This window comes from Armatimonadota bacterium (assembly GCA_031081585.1).
GTDB lineage: Bacteria > Sysuimicrobiota > Sysuimicrobiia > Sysuimicrobiales > Humicultoraceae > Geohabitans > Geohabitans tengchongensis.
Genome location: JAVHLY010000001.1, coordinates 181266 through 200080 on the forward strand (window position 1 = coordinate 181266; position 18815 = coordinate 200080).

Consider the following 18815-nt stretch of genomic DNA (forward strand, 5'->3'; position numbering starts at 1 on the left):
GTGCGGCGGGAGGGCTCCGGCGGGCTGTGGCGCAGCGGCGACCTCTTCGTCTGGCTCAGCGGCGGCGCGCTGGCCCTGGCCTTGCTCATGGTAGCCGGCCTCGTCGGGCTGGTGGCGGCCCACGGGCTCGCGTACTTCTGGCCGCGCCAGGTTGAGCATTTGGCGCTGGCCGACGGGACGGTGGTCCTGGGCGAGGTGGTAGAGCGGGAGGCCATGCCCGGGTCCGCCGGGGCCTACCGGATCAAGGTGAAGCAGGGCAACCGCGACCTCACCGGCCAGGACTTCCGGTGGATCCCGGAGGCGCTGATTGTCACCCGGACCCGACCTCGGGAGGCCATGGTGGTGGAGCGTCGGGAGTGGGGTCACCTCTACGGGACCCTGCGCGCCGTGGCCGACGGTGAGCGCATCGTGGCCCAGGGCCCCCAGGCCTGGCCGGCGCTCTTCCCCGCCCTCCGGGAAGCCCAGGCCCTCGTGGCCCGCATCCGCCGTCTCGAGCGAGTGGAGGTAGGAGCCATCAACCGCCGCCAGGAGCGCATCCGCCTGGCCCTGCGGCGGTTGGAGCTGCGCGGCGTCAGGGCGGGTCCGGAGGTGGACCGGCTCCACGCCGAGGCGGCGGCCTGGCAGGCGCGCTACGAGGCCGTCCGCGCCGAGGTCGAGCGCCTGCGCGCCCGACAGACGGCGGCGGCCATCGTCACGGTGGCCGATGGGCGGGAGGTGCGGGTCCCCCTGGCGCAGGTGGTGCGCGTCGTCCGTCCCAACGCGCTGAGCTGGGCGGGGCGGCTGCGCGTCTACGGCAGCAGGCTGTGGGAGTTCTTCACCGCCGAGCCCCGCGAGGCCAACACCGAGGGGGGCGTCTTCCCCGCCATCTTCGGCACCGTGCTGATGGTGCTGCTGATGACCGTGGTCGTGACACCGCTGGGGGTGCTGGCCGCCCTCTACCTGCGGGAGTACGCCAGGCAGGGGCCGTTCACCAGCGCCGTCCGCATCGCGGTGAACAACCTGGCCGGGGTGCCCTCCATCGTCTTCGGCGTGTTCGGCGTGGGCTTCTTCATCTACCTGGTGGGCGGCACCCTCGACCGCCTCTTCTTCCCCGAGGCCCTCCCCACTCCCACCCTGGGGACGGGCGGGCTCCTGTGGGCGTCGCTCACGCTGGCGCTGCTCACCGTTCCCGTGGTCATCGTGGCCACCGAGGAGGGGCTGGCGGCGGTCCCCCCCGGGATGCGGGAGGCGGCGCTGGCCCTGGGCGCGACCAGGCTCGAGACCACGGTGCGGGTCGTCCTCCCGGCGGTGCTCCCCTCCATCCTCACGGGTCTGATTCTGGCCATGGCCCGGGCCGCCGGGGAGGTGGCCCCGCTGATGCTCACCGGGGTGGTGAAGCTGGCGCCGGCCCTGCCGGTGGACGGCACACCGCCTTTCGTCCACCTCGAGCGGAAGTTCATGCACTTGGGCTTCCACATCTACGACGTGGGCTTCCAGTCGCCGAACGTGGACGCCGCGCGCCCCATGGTCTTCGCCACGACCCTGCTGCTGCTGGGGGTGGTGATCTGCTTGAACCTGTTCGCCATCGCCCTGCGGGCCCGGCTGCGCCGTCGGCTGGTCGTGGCGGGGGTGTAGGGGGGAGGGTGCGCATGGACGGACTCCGGGTGGAGGTGCGGACGGACCGGGAGGCAGGCGCCGCCGACGTCGTCGAAGCGCCGGCGGTGGAGATCGAGCGCCTCTCGGTGTGGTACGGGGCGAGCCCGGCCCTCCGCGAGGTGACCATGACCATCCCGCGGAACCGCATCACCGCTTTCATCGGCCCCTCCGGGTGCGGGAAGACGACGCTCCTGCGCTGCCTCAACCGCCTCAACGACCTCCTGGACAACGTCCGCATCGCCGGGGCGGTCCGCATCGGCGGGGTGGACATCTACGACCCGCGAGTGGAGGTCACGGAGCTGCGGCGACGGGTGGGGATGGTCTTCCAGAAGTCCAACCCCTTCCCCAAGTCCATCTACGAGAACGTCGCCTTCGGCCCGCGCCTGCTGGGCGTGCGCCGCCGGGCGGACCTGGACGCCATCGTGGAGCAGAGCCTGCAGCGGGCGGCGTTGTGGGAGGAGGTGCGCGACCGTCTCCACCAGTCGGCGCTGCGCCTCTCCGGCGGGCAGCAGCAGCGGCTGTGCATCGCCCGGGCCATCGCCGTGGAGCCCGAGGTGCTGCTGATGGACGAGCCCTGCTCCGCCCTCGACCCCGTGGCCACGGCCAGGATCGAGGACCTGATGCAGGCGCTGCGGGAGCGCTACACCATCGTCATCGTCACGCACAACATGCAGCAGGCGGCCCGCGTGTCCGACTACACCGGCTTCCTGCTCCTGGGAGAGCTGGTGGAGTTCGGGCCGACCCGGGAGGTGTTCACCACCCCGGCGGACCAGCGCACGGAAGACTACATCACCGGGCGGTTCGGGTGATGGGGCGGAGCGACGGCCAGGGCACTGCGCGGCGCGTGCGCCTGCGGCCTGCGCTGCCCGGGAGCCCCACGGTAGAATCCGGAGCAGACCACGCCCAGCGCGCCGGGAGGAGTGACGTGAAGCACCTCCGTCAGGCCTTCGACCGCGAACTGGCCGCCTTGGAGCACGACGTCGTGCACATGGGCCGCCTGGCCGGCCAGCTCATCCGACGGTCCGTGGAGGCGCTGCGGACCCGGGACGTCCTGGCGGCCGAGGCCGTCATCCGGGCCGACGACGCCATCGATGCGCTCCACCTGGAACTGGAGCACCGCGTCGTCGCCCTGCTGGCCACCCAGCAACCCATGGCCGGCGACCTGCGCGAGGTCGCCTCCATCCTGGCCATCTCCATCGACCTGGAGCGTCTGGCCGATCACGCCGAGGGGGTCAGCCGCGCCGCCCGACGGCTCAGCACGGAGAGGCCGATGCCGGAACTCGAAGCCATGCTGGTGGTGATGGAGGCGGCGGTGCAGGAGATGCTGGCCGACGTGCTGGAGGCCTTCCAGCGCCGCGACGCCGCACTGGCCGAAGGGCTGGGGGCGAAGGAGGACCGTGTGGACGCTCTGCGCGCCCGGGTCTTCCACACCCTCCTCAGCGCGATGGCTGCCGACCCGCGGGCGGTCACGCGGGGGCTGGAGTACCTCCTGGCCGCCCAGCACCTGGAACGGGCGGCCGATCACATCACCAACGTCGCCGAGCGGGTCATCTACATGACGACGGGCGAGATGCGGGAGATCAACCGGTAGCCCGTCCGCGGTCCCTCAGGCCGGCACGCGGCCTGGCCGCTGCGCCGGTCCGGGCGGAGGGCTCAGGCCACGGGGCGCAGGGCGATGGCCGCCCCGAGCGCCCCCACCAGCGCCACGGCCGCCACCAGCGCGGCCAGCGCCGGCACCTCCACCGGGCGGCGCTCCCACCCCACGTCGCGAGCCAGCCGCCGGTAGATCTGGTGCAGGCTGCGCGCGCTGGCGGCGTGGACGTAGCTCCCGCCGGTGGCGGCGGCGATCTCGCGCAGCGTCTCCTCGTCCAGCGTCCCGCCGATCGTCCACGCGGTGTTGGGCGCGGAGGGCTGCCCCACGCCCACGGTGTGGACCACGATCCCCTGCCGGCGGGCGAAGGCCGCCACCTCCAGCGCGTCGACGCCCGCATTGCTGCGCCCGTCCGAGAGCAGCACCACGATGGCCGAGCCCGGTCGCACGGGACGGGCGTCGGGCGGGACGACCAGCGGGGTAGGCGTACCGCTCCACGGGTCGGGCGCCGGGCGCGAGGCGCCCAGGATGGCCATCACCGCCTCGAGCAGCCCCTCGCCGATAGCGGTGCGGCGGATGAACCCCAGCCCGTCGATGGCCGCACGCAGGCGCTCCCGGTCGGTGGTCGGGGGTACCACCAGCTCCGCGTAGCCCCCGAAGGCCACCAGGCCCACACGCAGCCCCCGGGGCAGGGCGGCGACGAACGCGCCCGCCGCCGCCTTCGCCGCCTCCAGGCGGTTGGGGGCGATGTCTTCCGAGCGCATGCTGCCGCTGGTGTCGATGGCGAGCATGACGACGGAGCGGTCCGCGGGGACGGGGAGCGGGAGCGTGGGGCGGGCCAGCGCCAGCAGCGCTGCGGTGAGCGCCAGCAGCAGCAGCGCCGCGGGGAGGTGACGGCGCCAGCGGCCGGCGCCCGCCGCCGCGGCTGCGAGGGCGGCCGACTGGGGGTGGAGGACCGCCTCGCGGGGGAACTGCCGCAGGTGCGCCACGTACAGCGCCGCCGCGGCAGGGACGAGTATCAACGCCCACAGGGCCGAGGCCATGGCAAAGCCCATCGACCGCCTCGCCTCCTGTCGCCCAGATCGGCGCGGGCCCTCCCCCGGCGCCGGCTCCCGCCTACCCGTTCCAGGCGCCGGGTATCCCCTCCTGCCCGGTCGCCACCGCCTCGCCGGGGGCGGGAGGGCGGGTTCGGCGCAGGGGGAGCTCTGGCAGCGCCAGCATCAGCGCGCCGGCGAGCAGCGTCAGCGGGATGGCCGAGGCGTAGACGCGCAGGATGCTCACGGCGAAGCCGCGGCGCACCGCCGCGCGCATGGCGGTCCCGTCCGGGCCGGGGGCGGCGGTCACCATGAGGCGGCCCCCCGCGCCCGATCCGCGCAGGGACGCGCGCAGCGCCGCGGGGTCGACGCTGCGCCGCACCCCCGGCGGCAACTGCGCTAGCGCTGGCCGCAGCGCGGCCTCCACCGCCTCCGTGAGGGTGGCGGAGAAGATCGCCCCGAAGACGGCTACGCCCACGACGCTGCCGATCTGCATGAAGAACTGCCGGCTCGCCGTGGCCGTGCCCACCTGCCCGGGCGGCGCAGCGTTCTGCACCACCAGCGTCAGCAGCGGCATCGACGGGCCCAACCCCAGCCCCAGCACCACCATGCGCCAGACGACGCCGCCCTGCGTGACGTGCTCCCCCATGGTGGCCAGCAGCGCCATCCCGACGGTGGCCACCAGGTAGCCCGCGACGATGACCCACTTGTACCGGCCGGTGCGCTGGACGACCTGCGCGGAGAGCAGCGCTCCCGTCACCACGGCGAGGGTCAGCGGGACCAGGGTGGAGCCCGCCGCCGTCGCCGAGACGCCGACGACGTTCACCATGAAGAGCGACAGGAAGAACAGCGCCCCGAAGAAGGCCGCCCCGGTGAGCAGGGAGGCCGCGGCGATCAGGGTCACGGTGCGGTTGCGGAAGAGCCCCAGCGGCAGGATCGGCGACGGGGCGCGGCGCTCCACGACCAGGAAGGCGGCCGCGGCCAGCCCGGAGGTGGCCAGCAGCGCCAGCGTGAAGGGGGCGTGCCAGGGGAAGAGCGTGCGGTCCAGGGTGAGCGCCAGCAGCAGCGGGACGACCGCGGCCAGCAGCAGGACCGTCCCCGGCCAGTCGATGGGTGCCCGCACGCCGCGGGCCATGGTCGGCATGCGCAGGAGCACGACGGCCAGCGCCAGCGCGCCCACCGGCACGTTCACGTAGAAGACCCAGCGCCAGCCGACGGTGTCGGTGAGCACGCCGCCCAGAGGGGGCCCGACCAGGCTGGCCAGGGCGAAGACGGCGCCGAAGAGGCCCTGGTAGCGCGGGCGCTCCGCCGGGGCGAAGAGGTCGGCGGGGATGATGAAGGCGGTCGAGGTGAGCGCCGCTGCGCCCACGCCCTGCAGGATGCGGAAGGCGATGAGCTGGAGCATCGACTGCGCCACCCCGCACAGGGCGGAGCCGGCCAGGAAGGTGACGATGCCGGCCACCAGGATGCGGCGCCGGCCGTGGAGGTCGGCGAGTCGGCCGTAGACCGGCACCATCGCCGTGCTGGCCAGCAGGTAGCCCGTGGAGACCCAGGCCAGCAGGTCCAGCCCGTGCAGGTCGGCCACGATGGCCGGCAGCGCGGTGGCGACGATGGTCTGGTCGAGGGCGGCCAGGAAGAGGCCGAGGAGGACGCCCACTAGGATGAGCAGCCGGTCCCGGGAGGTCACGGGTCAGCAGTATACGCTCGTCCGCGCTCCCCGAGCACCACCGCCACCTCCTGCACCGATGTGTCACCTTCCCCACCTCCGCCCCCACCTCCAGGCCCGTCGAGGCCTCGGCACATCCGCCGTCTAGGGAGATGCAATGAAGTCCCCGGGCAAGCCTGGTAGAGCGATCGTGGGCAAGCTGGGATCTTGGGGAGAAGGAATCCGCGGGGTCAGCCGCGAAGCATCAAAATTAGACTAAAGGAAATTTTAATAAACCGAAAGACTCCCAGGCAGGCTATGGGACACGCCGAGACATTGCTTGGACCGCCTGATGTGAGTGCCGCCCTTCACGAATTGGGCCTCCTCGTCCAAAAGGTCCGTGAGCAGCGCGGCCTGACCCTTGAGCAGCTCGCCGAGCGGTGCGGGGTGAGCGCCGCGACCCTGAGCCTCCTGGAGAGGGGCCAGGGCAATCCCTCCTTCGCCACCCTTCTGAGGGTGGCCACCGGCCTGCGGGTTCCCATCGCCACGTTCTTCCAGTCGGATGTCCGCCAGGACGGGATTGTCGTGCGGGCCGAGCACCGCAAGCGCCTGGTGGTCGGCCAGAGCGAAGGGCGGCGCTACGAGCTCCTCTCCCCCGACGTCACCGGCGCGATCGAAATGTTATGGGTGCGGCTTGAGCCGGGGGTGTGGACGGAGGACGAGAAGGTCGCACACGAGGGGGAGGAGTGCTTGGTGGTCCTGGACGGGCGACTGGAGGCGCATATCGGGCAGGGCCCACCCCACATCCTGGAGCCCGGGGATTCCATCTACGTGCGCAGCGAGATCCCCCACTCCTACCGCAGCAGTGACGATGCCCCCGCGACCTTCGTGATCGCCATCACGCCGCCGTCGTTCTAGGGGTCGAGGGCTCCGCTCCCGGGGGTGGGCGGTGAGGACAATGGGGCAGCCGGTAATGATGGACGAGCTCACCTGGGTGGAGTACCAGGAGCGGGTCCGGGCTGGCGCGCCGCTCTTCCTCGTGGCGGGCTCCACAGAGCAGCACGGCCCTCACCTTCCTCTGGGAACGGACGTCTTCCAGGCCGTGGCCGTGGCGCGGGCGGCGGCAGAGCGGGTGGGAGGCATCGTCGCCCCGCCGCTGGCCTACGGGTACAAGAGCCAGCCCAAGAGCGGTGGCGGACAGCAGTTCCCCGGGACAACGAGCCTGGACGGGCAGACCCTCGTGGCGGTCGTGCGGGACCTCCTGAGGGAGTTCCTGCGACACGGCGTGCGCCGCATCGTCGTGGTCGACGGTCACTACGAGAACGCCATGTTCCTCACGGAGGGCATCGACCTCGCCCTGCGGGAAACCGGTGTCTCCGACGCGAAGGCCGTCGTCGTCCACTGGTGGGAGCTCATCCCCCCCGGCACCGTCGATGCGATCTTCGCCGGGGAATTTCCTGGATGGGCCCTGGAGCATGCGGCGGTCGTGGAGACCTCGGTCACGGCGGCGGTGCGGCCGGACCTCGTGCGGTGGGATCGCCTCGTGGACGATCGCGCGGACCGCCAGCTCCCCTACGAAATCTACCCACCGCCCTCCGACGTCGTGCCCCCCTCGGGGGTGCTCTCACCGGCGCGCCGGGCCAGCGCGGCGCACGGGCGTCGGATCGTCGAGGAGGTGGTGCAGGCTCTGGTGGAGATCGTGCGGACTGAGTTCGGGCTGGCAGGTTAGGGAGGGAGGCGTATGGGCGCGGAACGGCTCAACCTGCCCTTTACCGGGATCACCTCCTTTTGCAAGCTCCCGGTGCACACGGACCTGGACACGCTGGAGGCGGACGTGGCCATTCTGGGGGCCCCGTTCGACATGGGGACCCAGTACCGGTCCGGGACGCGCTTCGGCCCCCGGGCCATCCGGAATGCCTCTGCGATCTACGCGCTGCGCGGTGTGGGGTACTACGATCACGAGTTCGACACCATCTTCCTGCAGGGGGTCCGGATCGTTGACTGTGGAGACGTCGACATGATTCACATGCGGCCCGAGGCGTGCCTGCAGAACATCCGGGAGGCAGTGGAGAAGATCCTGGCCCGGGGTGCGCTGCCCGTCGTGCTGGGTGGAGATCACTCGGTCCCCATCCCCGTACTGCGGGCCTTTCGGGACCGGGGACCGCTCTACGTGATCCAGATTGACGCGCACCTGGACTTCGTGGACGAACGGTTCGGCGTGCGCGAGGGGCACGGGAACGTCATGCGCCGGGTGGCGGAGATGCCTCACGTGGAAGGCTTCGCACAGATCGGTATCCGCGGTCCGGGGAGCAGCGACCCGTCGGACTTCGCGGACGCGCGGCGCATGGGGAGCCTCATCATCGGTCCGCGGGAGATCCGCCGCCGGGGTGTCGACGGGGTACTGGCCCGCATCCCTGACGGAAAGCGGTACTACGTGACCATCGATATCGACGCCTTCGACGCCGGTGTGGCCCCCGGGTCGGGCTCGCCGTCGGTGGGCGGCCTGGACTACTACGAGGTCACCGACCTCCTGCGGGGTGTGGCCGCCAAGGGCGACGTGGTGGGCTTCGACTTCGTGGAGGTGGCCCCGCAGTACGACCCCACGGAGGTCACCGCCCAGCTCGCTGCGCGGGTGATCCTGGACTTCCTGGGAGCGATCTTCTATGAGCGCACGCGGCGGGCCGTCCCGGCGGGGGTGCAGGAGGGGAGGTGAGACCGCGCGCGGAGGCACCAACATCGGAAGAAGGGAGGAGTGTGCGCATGGGGGACATGGCGAAGGGTCGAGTGGCTGCCCTGGTCGTGGCCGTGCTGCTGGGAGCGCTCGTGGGCACGGTGGCGGACGCGGGCACCCCACGCCTGCGGGTGGCGGCCGCCCTCCCAGGGATCATCACAGACAAGGCATGGAACCAGACCGGCTACGAGGGGCTAAAGATGATCGAGAAAGAACTGGGCGCGCAGATCGCCTACACGGAGCGCGTGGCCCAGCCCGACCAGGTCGAGGTCATGAGCGACTACGCCCGGCGAGGGTACGACCTCGTCTTTGGCCACGGCGGGGAGTTCGACTCTGCCGGGAAGCAGGTCGCCGCTCGGTTCCCGCGGACGAAGATCGTGATCAACAACGGCGTGTCCACGGCCCCTAACCTCGCCACGTCGCAGATCAACCACTTCCAGGTCAGCTTCCTGGCGGGAGTGGTGGCGGGACTGATGACCAAGACGAACAAGATCGCTGCCATCAGCGCCCAGAAGTTCCAGGCCATCGACGAGAGCATGATCGGTCTGGAGCAGGGGGCAAAGTACGTGAACCCACGGGTGCAGATGTTCACCTCCTACACGGGCGACTGGGACAACGTGGGCAAGGGCAAGGAGGCAGCCCTGGCGCACATCGCCCGCGGTGTGGACGTCCTGTACCCGCTGCTGGACCACGCTATGCTCGGAGTGATCGAAGCGGCGAAGGAGAAGAAGGTCTTCGTCATTGGGTACCCGCGGGACCAGCTCAGCCTGGCGCCCGAGACCGTCCTGACCTCGGCCATTGAGAACATTGCGGTGGCGATGCTGGAGGTGGCCAAGCTCGTGGCCGCGGGCAAGTTCCAGGGGAAGGGGTATGTCTTCGGCATCGAGAACCCCGCCGCCGCCCGGCTGGGGCGGTACGGGGCCATGGTTCCCCAGCGCGTGCGAGATCGCGTGGAGGAGGTCAAGAAGCTGCTGCTAGCCGGTAAGATCCAGCGGAAGTGAGACCGGGACGGGGGGGCCTCGGCGGAGGCCCCCCGGGCGTACGGTGCGCCATGGACACTGCCGCCGTCCTGCGGATGGAGGAGATCACCAAGCGGTTCGGGCCGATTGTGGCCAACGACCGCGTCACGCTGGACGTCCGCGCAGGGACCGTACACGCGCTCCTCGGCGAGAACGGCGCGGGCAAGACGACGCTGATGAACGTCCTCTACGGGTTGTACCAGCCGGACTCGGGCCGCATCTACCTGCGGGGCGTCCCGGTCCGCTTCTCCTCGCCACGCGACGCCATCCGGCAGGGGATCGGAATGATCCACCAGCAGTTCATGCTCGTCCCCCAGCTGACGGTGGCCGAAAACGTCATGCTCGGTCTGCCGCCCCGGCGGGGTCCGTTCCTGGCCCGGGGGGCGGTGGAGACGGAGATCGCCACCCTGGCGCGGACGTACGGACTGGACGTCGACCCCCGGGCCGCTGTCTGGCAGCTCCCGGTAGGAGCACAGCAGAGGGTGGAGATCCTCAAGGCCATCTACCGTGGAGCAGACCTCCTCATCCTGGACGAGCCCACCTCGGTGCTCACCCCGGCGGAGGCCGAGGCCCTCTTCGCCATCCTCCGGCAGTTCGTCCGGGAAGGGCGGTCCGTCATCTTTATCACCCACAAGCTCGAGGAAGTCATGCGTGTCAGCGACGAGGTGACCGTCCTCCGTCAGGGGCGGGTCGTCGGTACGGTTGCCACCCGCGAGACTAGCGCGGAGAGCCTGGCGCGGATGATGGTTGGGCGCGAGGTGGTCCTGCGACTGCAGAAGGACCCCGTCGTCATCGGGGAGGCCGTGCTGGAGGTCCGGTCCCTCCAGGCGCTGAACGACCGGGGCGTGGCGGCGCTCCGGGGAGTTTCCTTCCAGGTGCGGCGGGGCGAGATCTTCGGTGTCGCCGGGGTCGACGGGAACGGACAGACGGAGCTCGCGGAGGCGGTCGTGGGCCTGCGCCCCGTCCAGGGCGGGCGCATCCTCCTGCGGGGGCGGGACATCACCGCTGTTCCCGTTCGCGAGCGTATCGCCTGCGGTATGACGTACATCCCCGCAGACCGGGCGCGCTTCGGGGTCATCGGCGACATGGCCGTCGCGGACAATCTCGTCCTCAAGGTCGTACACCGACCTCCCTACTCCCGACGGACACTCCTCGACCGCGTTGCCATCGCCGCGCACGCCCGGGGACTTGTGAGCCGATTCGACATTCGCCTCGCCCATGTCTTCCAGCCGGTCCGCCACCTCTCGGGGGGGAATCAGCAGAAGGTGGTGCTCGCCCGGGAGGTGGGCGCGGACCCGGACGTCCTTGTGGCCGTCCAGCCGACGCGCGGGCTGGACGTGGGGGCCGCGGAGTACGTCTTGCGAACGATTCTCGCGCAGCGGGCGCGGGGGACGGCGATCCTGTATATCTCCACAGAGCTGGACGAGTTGCTGACCGTGAGCGACCGGCTTGCGGTGCTCTTCAACGGGGAGATCATGGGCGTCGTCGATCCGCGGCTGGTCTCACTGAGGGAGATCAGCCTCATGATGACGGGGGCGTTGCGCCAGGCGGCGGCAGGATGAGGGCGCGGGGCTGGGTGGCCAGCTCCCTCCCCCTCTGGGCAGTCTTCGGGGCCCTTCTGCTCGGCATGGTCCTCGTGGGGGTGGCCGGTGCGCACCCCCTGCGCGCCTACGGGGAACTGCTCCGGGGCGCGGTGGCCGATGTCTTCGGGCTGTCCACGACCCTGGTGAAGGCGACCCCCCTGCTGTTTGCCGGCTTGGGTGTGGGCATCGCTCTGAGAGCGGGCCTCTTCAACATCGGGGCAGAGGGGCAAATCTACCTCGGCGGGCTCGCCGCCGCCCTGGTGGGCCTCTACCTCCAAGGCCTTCCCTCCCTCCTCCACGTCCTGCTGGCCCTCGCGGCCGGATTCCTGGCGGGAGCGGCGTGGGGGCTCGTGCCGGGGCTGCTGAAGGTCTTCCGTGGGGTCAACGAGGTCATCACCACCCTGCTCATGAACTATGTGGGGATCTTGCTGATCAGCCTCATAGTCAGCGGCCCCCTCATCGAACCGGGGGCCCCCTATCCGTATACGCGTCCCCTCGCCGACTCCGCACTCCTGCCGGTGATCATCCCCGGGACTGACGCGCACGCCGGGATCGTCCTCGCACTGGTGACGGCCCTGCTCCTGCACGCGCTTCTGGCGCGGACGACACTGGGATTCTATCTGCGCAGTGTGGGGCTCAACCCGTCCGCCTCCGCCGCGGCGGGCATCAACGTTCGCGCTGTGCTCCTCGTGGCTATGGCGGGTGCGGGGGGGTTGGCCGGTGTGGCCGGTGCGGTCGAGGTGATTGGCCTGAAGCACCGCCTCTTCGAGAATTTCTCCCCCGGCTACGGGTACGATGCCGTGGTGGTCGCCTTCCTCAGCAACGGGCAGCCGCTGGGGGTCGTGGCTATGGGGGTCTTCTTTGGGGCCCTTCGGAGTGGGGCGAATATCATGCAGCGGAGCGTGGGAGTCCCCGTCGCCATCGTCTTCGCCATCCAGGGCCTCGCCGTGCTCTTCCTCGCTGCCAGCCTGGCGGTGCAGCGACGGTGGACCCTGCCCACCCTCGTGGCCGCTCCGCGGTCAGAGGCTCCCCGCCTCGCCGCGTCCATCGGTGCCAAGCATGAGTCCTCTTGAGTACGTCCTCGTCCTCTCCTACCTCACGGCGACGGTCCGCCTGACCACTCCCATCGGCCTGGCGGCCATGGGGGGCGTCCTTTCCGAGCGGTCGGGTGTCTTCAACATCGCCCTGGAAGGGATGATGCTCTTCGGGGCGCTGACGGGAGTCCTGGGTTCCCACTACTGGGGGAGTCCCTGGGCAGGGACTGCCGCCGCTGCGGGAGTCGGCGCGGTCCTCGGCCTCCTCCTCGCGTACCTGAGCGTCACCCTGGGGGCCAACCAGATCGTCTCCGGCGTGGCCCTTAACCTGTTCGCCTTCGGGTGTACGACTTTCCTGGCGCGGGTCCTGCTGCGCCCCGCCGGGATCGAACAGGTCCCGGCTTTCCAGCCCCTGGTGGTGCCCTACCTTGCCGACCTGCCCCTGATCGGACCCGTGCTCTTCCGGCAGACGCCCCTGGTCTACGCGGCCCTGGTGTTGGCCCCCGCACTCACCCTCTTCCTCTTCCGGACCCCCTGGGGGCTGGGCCTTCGGGCGGTCGGGGAGCACCCACGGGCCGCCGACACGGCGGGGCTGAAGGTGGCCCAGATGCGCTACGGTGCGGTCGTCGCCAGCGGGATGCTGGCCGGGACGGCGGGAGCCTTCCTCTCCCTGGGGCACCTCAACCTGTTCACGGAGAACATGAGCGCAGGCCGGGGGTTCATCGCTCTGGCGGCGGTGATCTTCGGGAAGTGGCACCCACTGGGGGCCTTGGGTGCGGCCCTGCTCTTCGGCGCCGCCGACGCCTTTCAGCTCCTCATCCAGACCTACAACCTCGGGGTCCCCTACCAGGTGCCCGTTATGCTGCCGTACCTCTTGGCCCTCCTGGCCCTCACGGGTCTGGTGGGCCGTATGGCGCCGCCGGCGGCGGCAGGGACTCCCTACCGCGCCGAGGAGTGAGCCGTGGTCCCGGGAGCCACCACCGCGGACCGGATCGTGGCCCCCACCGATGCCGGACGCTCGCGGATGGGGTTGGGGTTCCTGGGCACACCCCCCGTACCCCGCATGGTGGAGCTGGCGCAGGCGGCGGAGGCCGCCGGATTCGCGTCCGTGTGGGTGGCCGAGACTCGGCTGCGCCGGGACGGCATCACCGCGGTCGCCGCCATCGCCGTGGCCACCCGCCGGGTATCGGTGGCGACGGGCCTGGTGAATGTCTACACGCGGGGGCCCGTTCTCCTGGCCCAGACGGCCGCCACCCTCGCTGAGCTCTCGGGCGGCCGGTTCGCCCTTGGGGTGGGAGCGGGATCTGCGGAGATCCTGCGGGCTCAGGGCATCGCCCCGGATCGGCCCTTCACCCGTTTGCGCGAGTACGTGGACGTCCTGCGGCCGCTGCTAGTGGGGCAGACCGTCGAGTACGAGGGACGGGTGGTCCGGGTGCGCGGGGCGCGACTGGAGGTGGTCCCGCCGGTGCCGCCTCCCCTGTACCTGGGCGTCACGGGGCCCCGCGGCCTGCGGCTGGCGGGACGGGTGGCGGACGGGGTGCTGCTGGACGCGTTCGTACCGATGGCGTACATCCAGCGGGCGGCGGAGGTCGTGCAGGCCGCGGCTGGCGAAACTGGGCGGGGGCGGGTAGACATCGCGGGGATCGTGATGACAGCCATCGCCGAGAATGGGGCCACCGCGCGGGAGAGGATGCGGGCCGCCATCGCCCGATACTACACGCTCTTCCCCACGATCGCGGCGGTCAGTGGGCTGAGCCCCGACGAGGTGGAGCGCCTCCAGCGTGTCACGCGGCAGGAGGGGCCTCGGGCCGGTGGCCGTTACCTCAGTGACGCGCTGGTGGATGCGGTCTGCCTGGCGGGGACGCCAGAGGAATGCCGACGGGGCCTCCAGCGCTTCCGGGCGGCTGGCCTGGACCTGCCTGTCCTCATGACGCCGGACGACCCCGCGGATCTGCTGGAGGCCTTTGGCCAGAATGCCACGTCCGGTGAGGGGTGAGCGCATGAACCGACCCGAACGGCTCGATCTGCTCCTCGCGGGGGGGACGGTCATCACCATGGACCCGGATCGCCGCATCCTGGAGCGCGGGGCTGTAGGCGTTCGGGGCTCCCGGATCGCCGTGGTGGGCCCGGCCGAGGATCTGGAGGGGGTCCCGGCGGCCCGTCGCCTCGACGTCTCCGGGAAGGTCGTCTTCCCCGGCTTGGTGAACACCCACACCCACCTCTTCCAGACACTGCTCAAGGGGCCGGCGGACGACCGCGTGCTGGAGGAGTGGTTCCGCGAGGTCGTGGCCCCCGCCGCCAGCGAGCTCACGGAAGAGGACTGCTATGTGGCCGCGGCGTTGGGGTGCGTCGAGGCCCTGCGCTCGGGCACGACGACGCTCAAGGACTTCATGTACGTGCACCCCCGCCCCCATCTTTCCGACGCGGTGATCCGCGCCATGGTGGAGACGGGGATCCGGGGAGTGTTCGTGCGCGGTTACATCGATATGGGCGACGAGTACGGCATTCCGCGCGCCCTCATCCAGTCCACCGAGGACGTCCTGGCCGACTGTGAGCGGGTGGCCAAGCGTTACCACGGGGCCGCCGACGGGCGGATCACCGTGCGCTTCGGTCCGTGCATGATCTGGTCGTGCACCGCAGAGGGGTTGCGGGCCACGCAGCACCTGGCGGCCCACCTCGGCCTGGGACTGACGATGCACGTGGCGGAGACCCCCTTCTCCGTGCAGAACGCCATGGCCCGTTTCGGTGTGGGCGACCTCGCGGCCCTGGAGCGGTTGGGCGTGTTGGAGACCCCTACCCTGGCGGTGCACTGCGTCCACCTCACCCCCCGTGACCTGCGCATCCTCAAGGCGCGGGGTACTGCGGTCTCCCACAACCCCACGAGCAACATGTACCTGGCGGCCGGTGTGGCCCCGGTCCCTCAGATGCTCCTCGCCGGCATCCCCGTGGGTCTGGCCACCGATGGCCCGGCGAGCAACAACAACCAGAACATGATCGAGGCTCTCAAGTTCGCGGCCCTCCTGCACAAGGTGCACACGGGCGACCCCACCGCGATCACCGTGGAGCAGGTCTTCGAGATGGCCACACTGGGTGCGGCTCGTGCCCTGGGCCTGGAGGGCGAGGTGGGGTCCTTGGAGGTTGGCAAGCGGGCGGACATCGCCGTGGCCGACCTCTGCACGGCCACGGCCTCCCCTGTCCACCACCCCGTCTCATCGCTGGTGTACTCCGCGATCGGTTCGGAAGTGGAGACGGTCATCATCGATGGCCGCCTAGTCATGGAGGGTGGTCGGATCCTCACCGTGGATGAGGGGGGCCTCCTCCGGGAGGCGCAGCGCGCCGCCCACGCCCTCCTGCAGCGTGCCCGCATTGCGCCGCCTGCGGCCCGCGCCTGGCGCGCCCTGGCCTTCTAGGACGTGGGCGCCGACCGCGACCTGCGCCCCCCGGACGCGCTGGAGAGCCCGCGCTTCGCAGGAATCCGCACCTTCATGCGCCTCCCCCACCGACCTGCGGCGGCAGGGGCTGACGTCGTCGTCCTGGGGATCCCCTTCGACACGGGCGCCACCTTCCGCGTGGGGGCGCGCTTTGGTCCTGTCGCGATCCGGGCCGCCTCAGTCCTCCTCAAGCCGTACTCGGTGGAGCAGGGGGTGGACGTCTTCGCCGCCTGCAGCGCCGTGGACCTCGGCGACGTGGACGTCGTCCCGGGCTACCTGGACGACTCCTACGCGCGCATCCGGGAGGCGGTGGCCGCGGTGGTGGCCGCGGGCGCCGTCCCCCTGGCGCTGGGCGGGGATCACTCCATCACCCTTCCGGAGTTGCGCGCCCTGGCGGGGCACTGGGGCCCGCTGGCCCTGGTGCAGTTCGATGCCCACACCGACACCTGGGACTCGTACTTTGGGCGAAAGTACACGCACGGCACGGTGGTACGGCGCGCGGTGGAGGAGGGCCTCATCCTCCCCCAACGCTCCACCCAGGTGGGGATTCGTGGACCTCTCTACCGCGCGGACGATGTCGAGGAGGCGCGCCGTCTGGGATTGGAGGTCATCCCGATGACCACCGTGCGGCGCCAGGGCGCGGAGGCGGTGGCTGAGGCGATCCGTCGGCGGACGGCGGATGCCCCGGCCTTCCTGTCGTTCGACGTCGACTTCCTGGATCCGGCTTTCGCCCCCGGGACGGGGACACCCCAGGTGGGCGGGGCTACCTCGGCGGAGGCGCTGCAGATCCTCCAGGGGTGCGCCGGCCTGACCATGGCCGGCGCTGACGTGGTGGAGGTCGTCCCTGCCTACGACGTGGGGGAGATTACCGCTCTGCTGGCGGCGCAAGTTGTCTTCGAGTATCTGGCACTGGTTGGCCGGCAGCGGGTCGGGGGCTGAGGTGGTCCCGACCCACGACCTCGTCATCCCGTCCTTCGTCAATGCTCACCTCCACCTGGACAAGGTGTGCACGCGGGATCTCGTGGCCGACGGAGCACAGGAGCAGAACGCCAGCGGGGCGATGGGGGGCGCCATGAGGCGATCGAGTGGGCCGCCGCCATCAAGGATCGCTACGCGGGAGAGTGCGTCTACGGAATGCGCGCCGGGCAGTGCGGGAGGAGTTGCGCCACGGCGTCACCCACGTCCTGGCGTTCGCCGATACAGACACCCGGCCGCGACTGGAAGCCGCGGCAGCGCTGGACAGAGTCAGAGGGAGCAGGAAGAAAGACCCAATACCTGTGCAGCTCGGTTGGCAAAATCCCAGTTCTTACCCTGTGCGGCGGCTGGGCGGACAGGTGGGCGTGGGGACCGGTGGGCTCAGGGCGCCCAGCACCCTGAGCCCGCTTCCCGCCTCCGCGTACGCCCTGCTGATCTCCCGGCCAGCCCGTGCCCACCATGCGTACCCGTACGAGCCCATGTCCTCCTTCACGAACCGGGTCACGACCGGGTCGTCCACATGCTCCAGCCACTGCTCCCGAACCGTGTAGAGCTCCAGGGCCAAAGGCCACCGCCATGCTGCAGGGGGCAACGCTGCGCTATGGGTGGACGGTCTGGGGGCGATGCCGCGGCCCTATCTCCCGCAGCGGAATCCGGCAGGGCGGAGCCGATGATCCTCCGGGCGGGCTGGGTTGTAGCAGACCTTCACCGCATCACCGGGCTTGTAGGTCTCGTCCTGGGTGCGGAGGCCTTCGTACACGCGCCCGGCGACCCGATAGCGGTAGGTGATGTCGTACCCCTCGTGGACCTCCATGCTCTCCTCATCCTGTGTCGTCCAGGTGACTTTGCGCACCTCGACGACTTCCGCCAGGGCCTCCGCCGAGCGGCTCCGGTCAGCCTGCACCTCCGCCAGGACGATCCAGAGTGCTGCGCCCAGGAAGAGCCCCACACCGGCCAGAGGCATCCACTTCCACCGCTCCCGCTGCGAGCTGCGGGGAGCGGGACGGTCAGACGTGTGCGTCGACGTCGGCACGATCGACACCTCGGCACTCCCCCTTCGGCTAGGATCGGCTAAAGCGAAGGCTCTGGAGCATCTGCTTGAAGAGCGGTTCCACGCGCTGCCACTCGCGGGTCGGTGATTCGTACATGACAAAACCGGCGGCGGTGTGCTGGGCGCCGGGAACGGGTTGTGCGCCGATGAGGATCCAGGCGCGTTTGGGGGTCCGGCTCTCCGGGTACGTCCACTCCCACGTGGCCTCGATGCTGCTCGCGCCTGACGCATCGCTGGCCGGTCGGACCCGCCGGCTGAGTACCCGGTAGCCCGGGAGCGTGCCGAACTCGTCCACCACCAGGGACTGGAACCGGGTCTCCACCACTACCCGGCCCTCCAGCTTGATGGTGGGCAGGATCGAGAAGAAGGTCAGCCCGTCGCCGGGTGTGAACGCCGTGACCCCGCTGCGCTTCTCGACCCCATCCCTTGGGGTAGAAGATCGAGAACAGCCCGGCGGCATCCCGGTAGGGTTGCAGGGTCTCCGCCCGGATGGCGGAGACCGCGACCAGGACGACCAGAGCCGTGATCCCCAGCACCTTCCACATGACACCATCCCTCCCATGCCCCACACGGGCCGCCCCGGCACGCTACCGGGTCGCCGGCAGGGCAGCGTACCAGCCCTCGGCCAAGGTGCGGGCGGCACCGCGCAAACCGCGGTCGTCTGGCCGAAGGGGGCGTGGCACAGGACGTCGCCGACAGCTTGCCCCTTGGCGAATTGCAGCTCGTACCCCCCGTCGGGGTACCGCGTGAAGGCGGCGGAACGGCCCACCGCGCCGGGATGGAGGGAGTGCTGTTGCCGGACCTCGGTACGAAAGGCCTCCACCCACTCGGCGGTGTGTTCGGGTGTGGCAAAAAACATGTAGGTGGCCTCCACCACGTGCGTGGGGTCGACGCGCAGGCCGTACCGACGCATCGTGACCTCGTCCACTCCGCCCCGCTGCAACGCGGCCAGCACCCTCACGGGATCCTTGGCGGTGTCGGCCAGGGCCCAGGCGTGTGGCGGGAGGACTGCGGTGCCGCGGACGGGCCCGACGCCGGCTGCCACCGGGGTCGGGGGGAGCATCGAGGCGAGACGCGCGGGGAGGG

17 protein-coding genes are annotated in these 18815 nt (G+C 70.8%); 13 read left to right on the forward strand and 4 right to left on the reverse strand.

Annotation, left to right across the window (positions count from 1 at the left end; translation table 11 throughout):
* From pstA to phoU, 3 genes are all read left to right on the forward strand, one after another.
* Positions 1-1614, forward strand: a complete 1614-nt coding sequence (gene pstA / locus RB146_00820) for a phosphate ABC transporter permease PstA (GenBank protein MDQ7827523.1) — start codon at positions 1-3, stop codon at positions 1612-1614.
* Positions 1615-1628: 14 nt separating this feature from the next.
* Positions 1629-2444: a phosphate ABC transporter ATP-binding protein PstB gene (gene pstB, locus RB146_00825; GenBank protein MDQ7827524.1), complete on the forward strand. Its 816-nt coding sequence runs from the start codon at positions 1629-1631 to the stop codon at positions 2442-2444.
* A 116-nt stretch (positions 2445-2560) separates the two neighbouring features.
* Positions 2561-3226, forward strand: coding sequence for a phosphate signaling complex protein PhoU (gene phoU / locus RB146_00830; protein MDQ7827525.1), 666 nt, complete (start codon positions 2561-2563; stop codon positions 3224-3226).
* A 62-nt stretch (positions 3227-3288) separates the two neighbouring features.
* On the opposite strand, the gene RB146_00835 is transcribed toward phoU, so the two are convergent.
* A complete protein-coding gene (locus RB146_00835; protein MDQ7827526.1) occupies positions 3289-4281 on the reverse strand; it encodes a VWA domain-containing protein in 993 nt (330 codons plus the stop codon).
* A 61-nt stretch (positions 4282-4342) separates the two neighbouring features.
* On the reverse strand, positions 4343-5947 hold the full coding sequence (locus RB146_00840; protein MDQ7827527.1) for an MDR family MFS transporter: 1605 nt from the start codon (positions 5945-5947) through the stop codon (positions 4343-4345).
* A 276-nt stretch (positions 5948-6223) separates the two neighbouring features.
* Between RB146_00840 and RB146_00845 the strand changes: the two genes are divergently transcribed.
* From RB146_00845 to speB (RB146_00890), 10 genes are read left to right on the forward strand one after another with little or no spacing between them, the layout of a single operon-like run.
* Positions 6224-6823 (forward strand): XRE family transcriptional regulator, encoded by a 600-nt coding sequence (locus tag RB146_00845; protein MDQ7827528.1) that lies wholly within the window; start codon positions 6224-6226, stop codon positions 6821-6823.
* A 40-nt stretch (positions 6824-6863) separates the two neighbouring features.
* Entirely contained in the window at positions 6864-7634 is a 771-nt protein-coding gene (locus RB146_00850; GenBank protein ID MDQ7827529.1) for a creatininase, read from the forward strand.
* Positions 7635-7646: 12 nt separating this feature from the next.
* Positions 7647-8618 (forward strand): agmatinase, encoded by a 972-nt coding sequence (gene speB / locus RB146_00855; GenBank protein ID MDQ7827530.1) that lies wholly within the window; start codon positions 7647-7649, stop codon positions 8616-8618.
* Between the two features lie 56 nt (positions 8619-8674).
* Positions 8675-9637 (forward strand): BMP family protein, encoded by a 963-nt coding sequence (locus RB146_00860; protein ID MDQ7827531.1) that lies wholly within the window; start codon positions 8675-8677, stop codon positions 9635-9637.
* Between the two features lie 50 nt (positions 9638-9687).
* A complete protein-coding gene (locus tag RB146_00865) occupies positions 9688-11217 on the forward strand; it encodes an ABC transporter ATP-binding protein (GenBank protein ID MDQ7827532.1) in 1530 nt (509 codons plus the stop codon).
* The gene (locus RB146_00870; protein ID MDQ7827533.1) at positions 11214-12311 is read left to right on the forward strand and encodes an ABC transporter permease; all 1098 of its coding nucleotides are present in this window, start codon (positions 11214-11216) and stop codon (positions 12309-12311) included. The genes RB146_00865 and RB146_00870 overlap by 4 nt, the downstream gene beginning before the upstream one ends.
* On the forward strand, positions 12298-13230 hold the full coding sequence (locus tag RB146_00875) for an ABC transporter permease (GenBank protein ID MDQ7827534.1): 933 nt from the start codon (positions 12298-12300) through the stop codon (positions 13228-13230). Before RB146_00870 ends, RB146_00875 begins: the two co-directional genes overlap by 14 nt.
* A gap of 3 nt (positions 13231-13233) precedes the next feature.
* Positions 13234-14268 carry an LLM class flavin-dependent oxidoreductase gene (locus tag RB146_00880; protein MDQ7827535.1) on the forward strand — a complete coding sequence of 345 codons (1035 nt, stop codon included), beginning with the start codon at positions 13234-13236 and terminating at the stop codon, positions 14266-14268.
* A gap of 4 nt (positions 14269-14272) precedes the next feature.
* On the forward strand, positions 14273-15682 hold the full coding sequence (locus tag RB146_00885; GenBank protein MDQ7827536.1) for an amidohydrolase: 1410 nt from the start codon (positions 14273-14275) through the stop codon (positions 15680-15682).
* 3 nt (positions 15683-15685) lie between these two features.
* Complete coding sequence (gene speB / locus RB146_00890) at positions 15686-16642, forward strand: agmatinase (protein ID MDQ7827537.1); 957 nt, start codon at positions 15686-15688, stop codon at positions 16640-16642.
* Between the two features lie 670 nt (positions 16643-17312).
* On the opposite strand, the gene RB146_00895 is transcribed toward speB (RB146_00890), so the two are convergent.
* The gene (locus tag RB146_00895) at positions 17313-17642 is read right to left on the reverse strand and encodes a DUF3592 domain-containing protein (GenBank protein MDQ7827538.1); all 330 of its coding nucleotides are present in this window, start codon (positions 17640-17642) and stop codon (positions 17313-17315) included.
* Between the two features lie 97 nt (positions 17643-17739).
* A complete protein-coding gene (locus tag RB146_00900; GenBank protein ID MDQ7827539.1) occupies positions 17740-18189 on the reverse strand; it encodes a hypothetical protein in 450 nt (149 codons plus the stop codon).
* Positions 18190-18815: the final 626 nt, after the last annotated feature.

What these genes read in the sequence shown, in the direction of transcription:
- RB146_00860 (MDQ7827531.1), top strand. Translation starts at nt 8,675, where the DNA reads ATGGCGAAGGGTCGAGTGGCTGCCCTGGTCGTGGCCGTGCTGCTGGGA.
- RB146_00870 (MDQ7827533.1), top strand. Translation starts at nt 11,214, where the DNA reads ATGAGGGCGCGGGGCTGGGTGGCCAGCTCCCTCCCCCTCTGGGCAGTC.
- RB146_00875 (MDQ7827534.1), top strand. Translation starts at nt 12,298, where the DNA reads ATGAGTCCTCTTGAGTACGTCCTCGTCCTCTCCTACCTCACGGCGACG.
- RB146_00865 (MDQ7827532.1), top strand. Translation starts at nt 9,688, where the DNA reads ATGGACACTGCCGCCGTCCTGCGGATGGAGGAGATCACCAAGCGGTTC.
- RB146_00900 (MDQ7827539.1), bottom strand. Translation starts at nt 18,189, where the DNA reads ATGCCGCCGGGCTGTTCTCGATCTTCTACCCCAAGGGATGGGGTCGAG.
- RB146_00850 (MDQ7827529.1), top strand. Translation starts at nt 6,864, where the DNA reads ATGGGGCAGCCGGTAATGATGGACGAGCTCACCTGGGTGGAGTACCAG.
- speB (MDQ7827530.1), top strand. Translation starts at nt 7,647, where the DNA reads ATGGGCGCGGAACGGCTCAACCTGCCCTTTACCGGGATCACCTCCTTT.
- pstB (MDQ7827524.1), top strand. Translation starts at nt 1,629, where the DNA reads ATGGACGGACTCCGGGTGGAGGTGCGGACGGACCGGGAGGCAGGCGCC.
- RB146_00835 (MDQ7827526.1), bottom strand. Translation starts at nt 4,281, where the DNA reads ATGGGCTTTGCCATGGCCTCGGCCCTGTGGGCGTTGATACTCGTCCCT.
- RB146_00885 (MDQ7827536.1), top strand. Translation starts at nt 14,273, where the DNA reads ATGAACCGACCCGAACGGCTCGATCTGCTCCTCGCGGGGGGGACGGTC.
- RB146_00895 (MDQ7827538.1), bottom strand. Translation starts at nt 17,642, where the DNA reads ATGCCTCTGGCCGGTGTGGGGCTCTTCCTGGGCGCAGCACTCTGGATC.
- RB146_00845 (MDQ7827528.1), top strand. Translation starts at nt 6,224, where the DNA reads ATGGGACACGCCGAGACATTGCTTGGACCGCCTGATGTGAGTGCCGCC.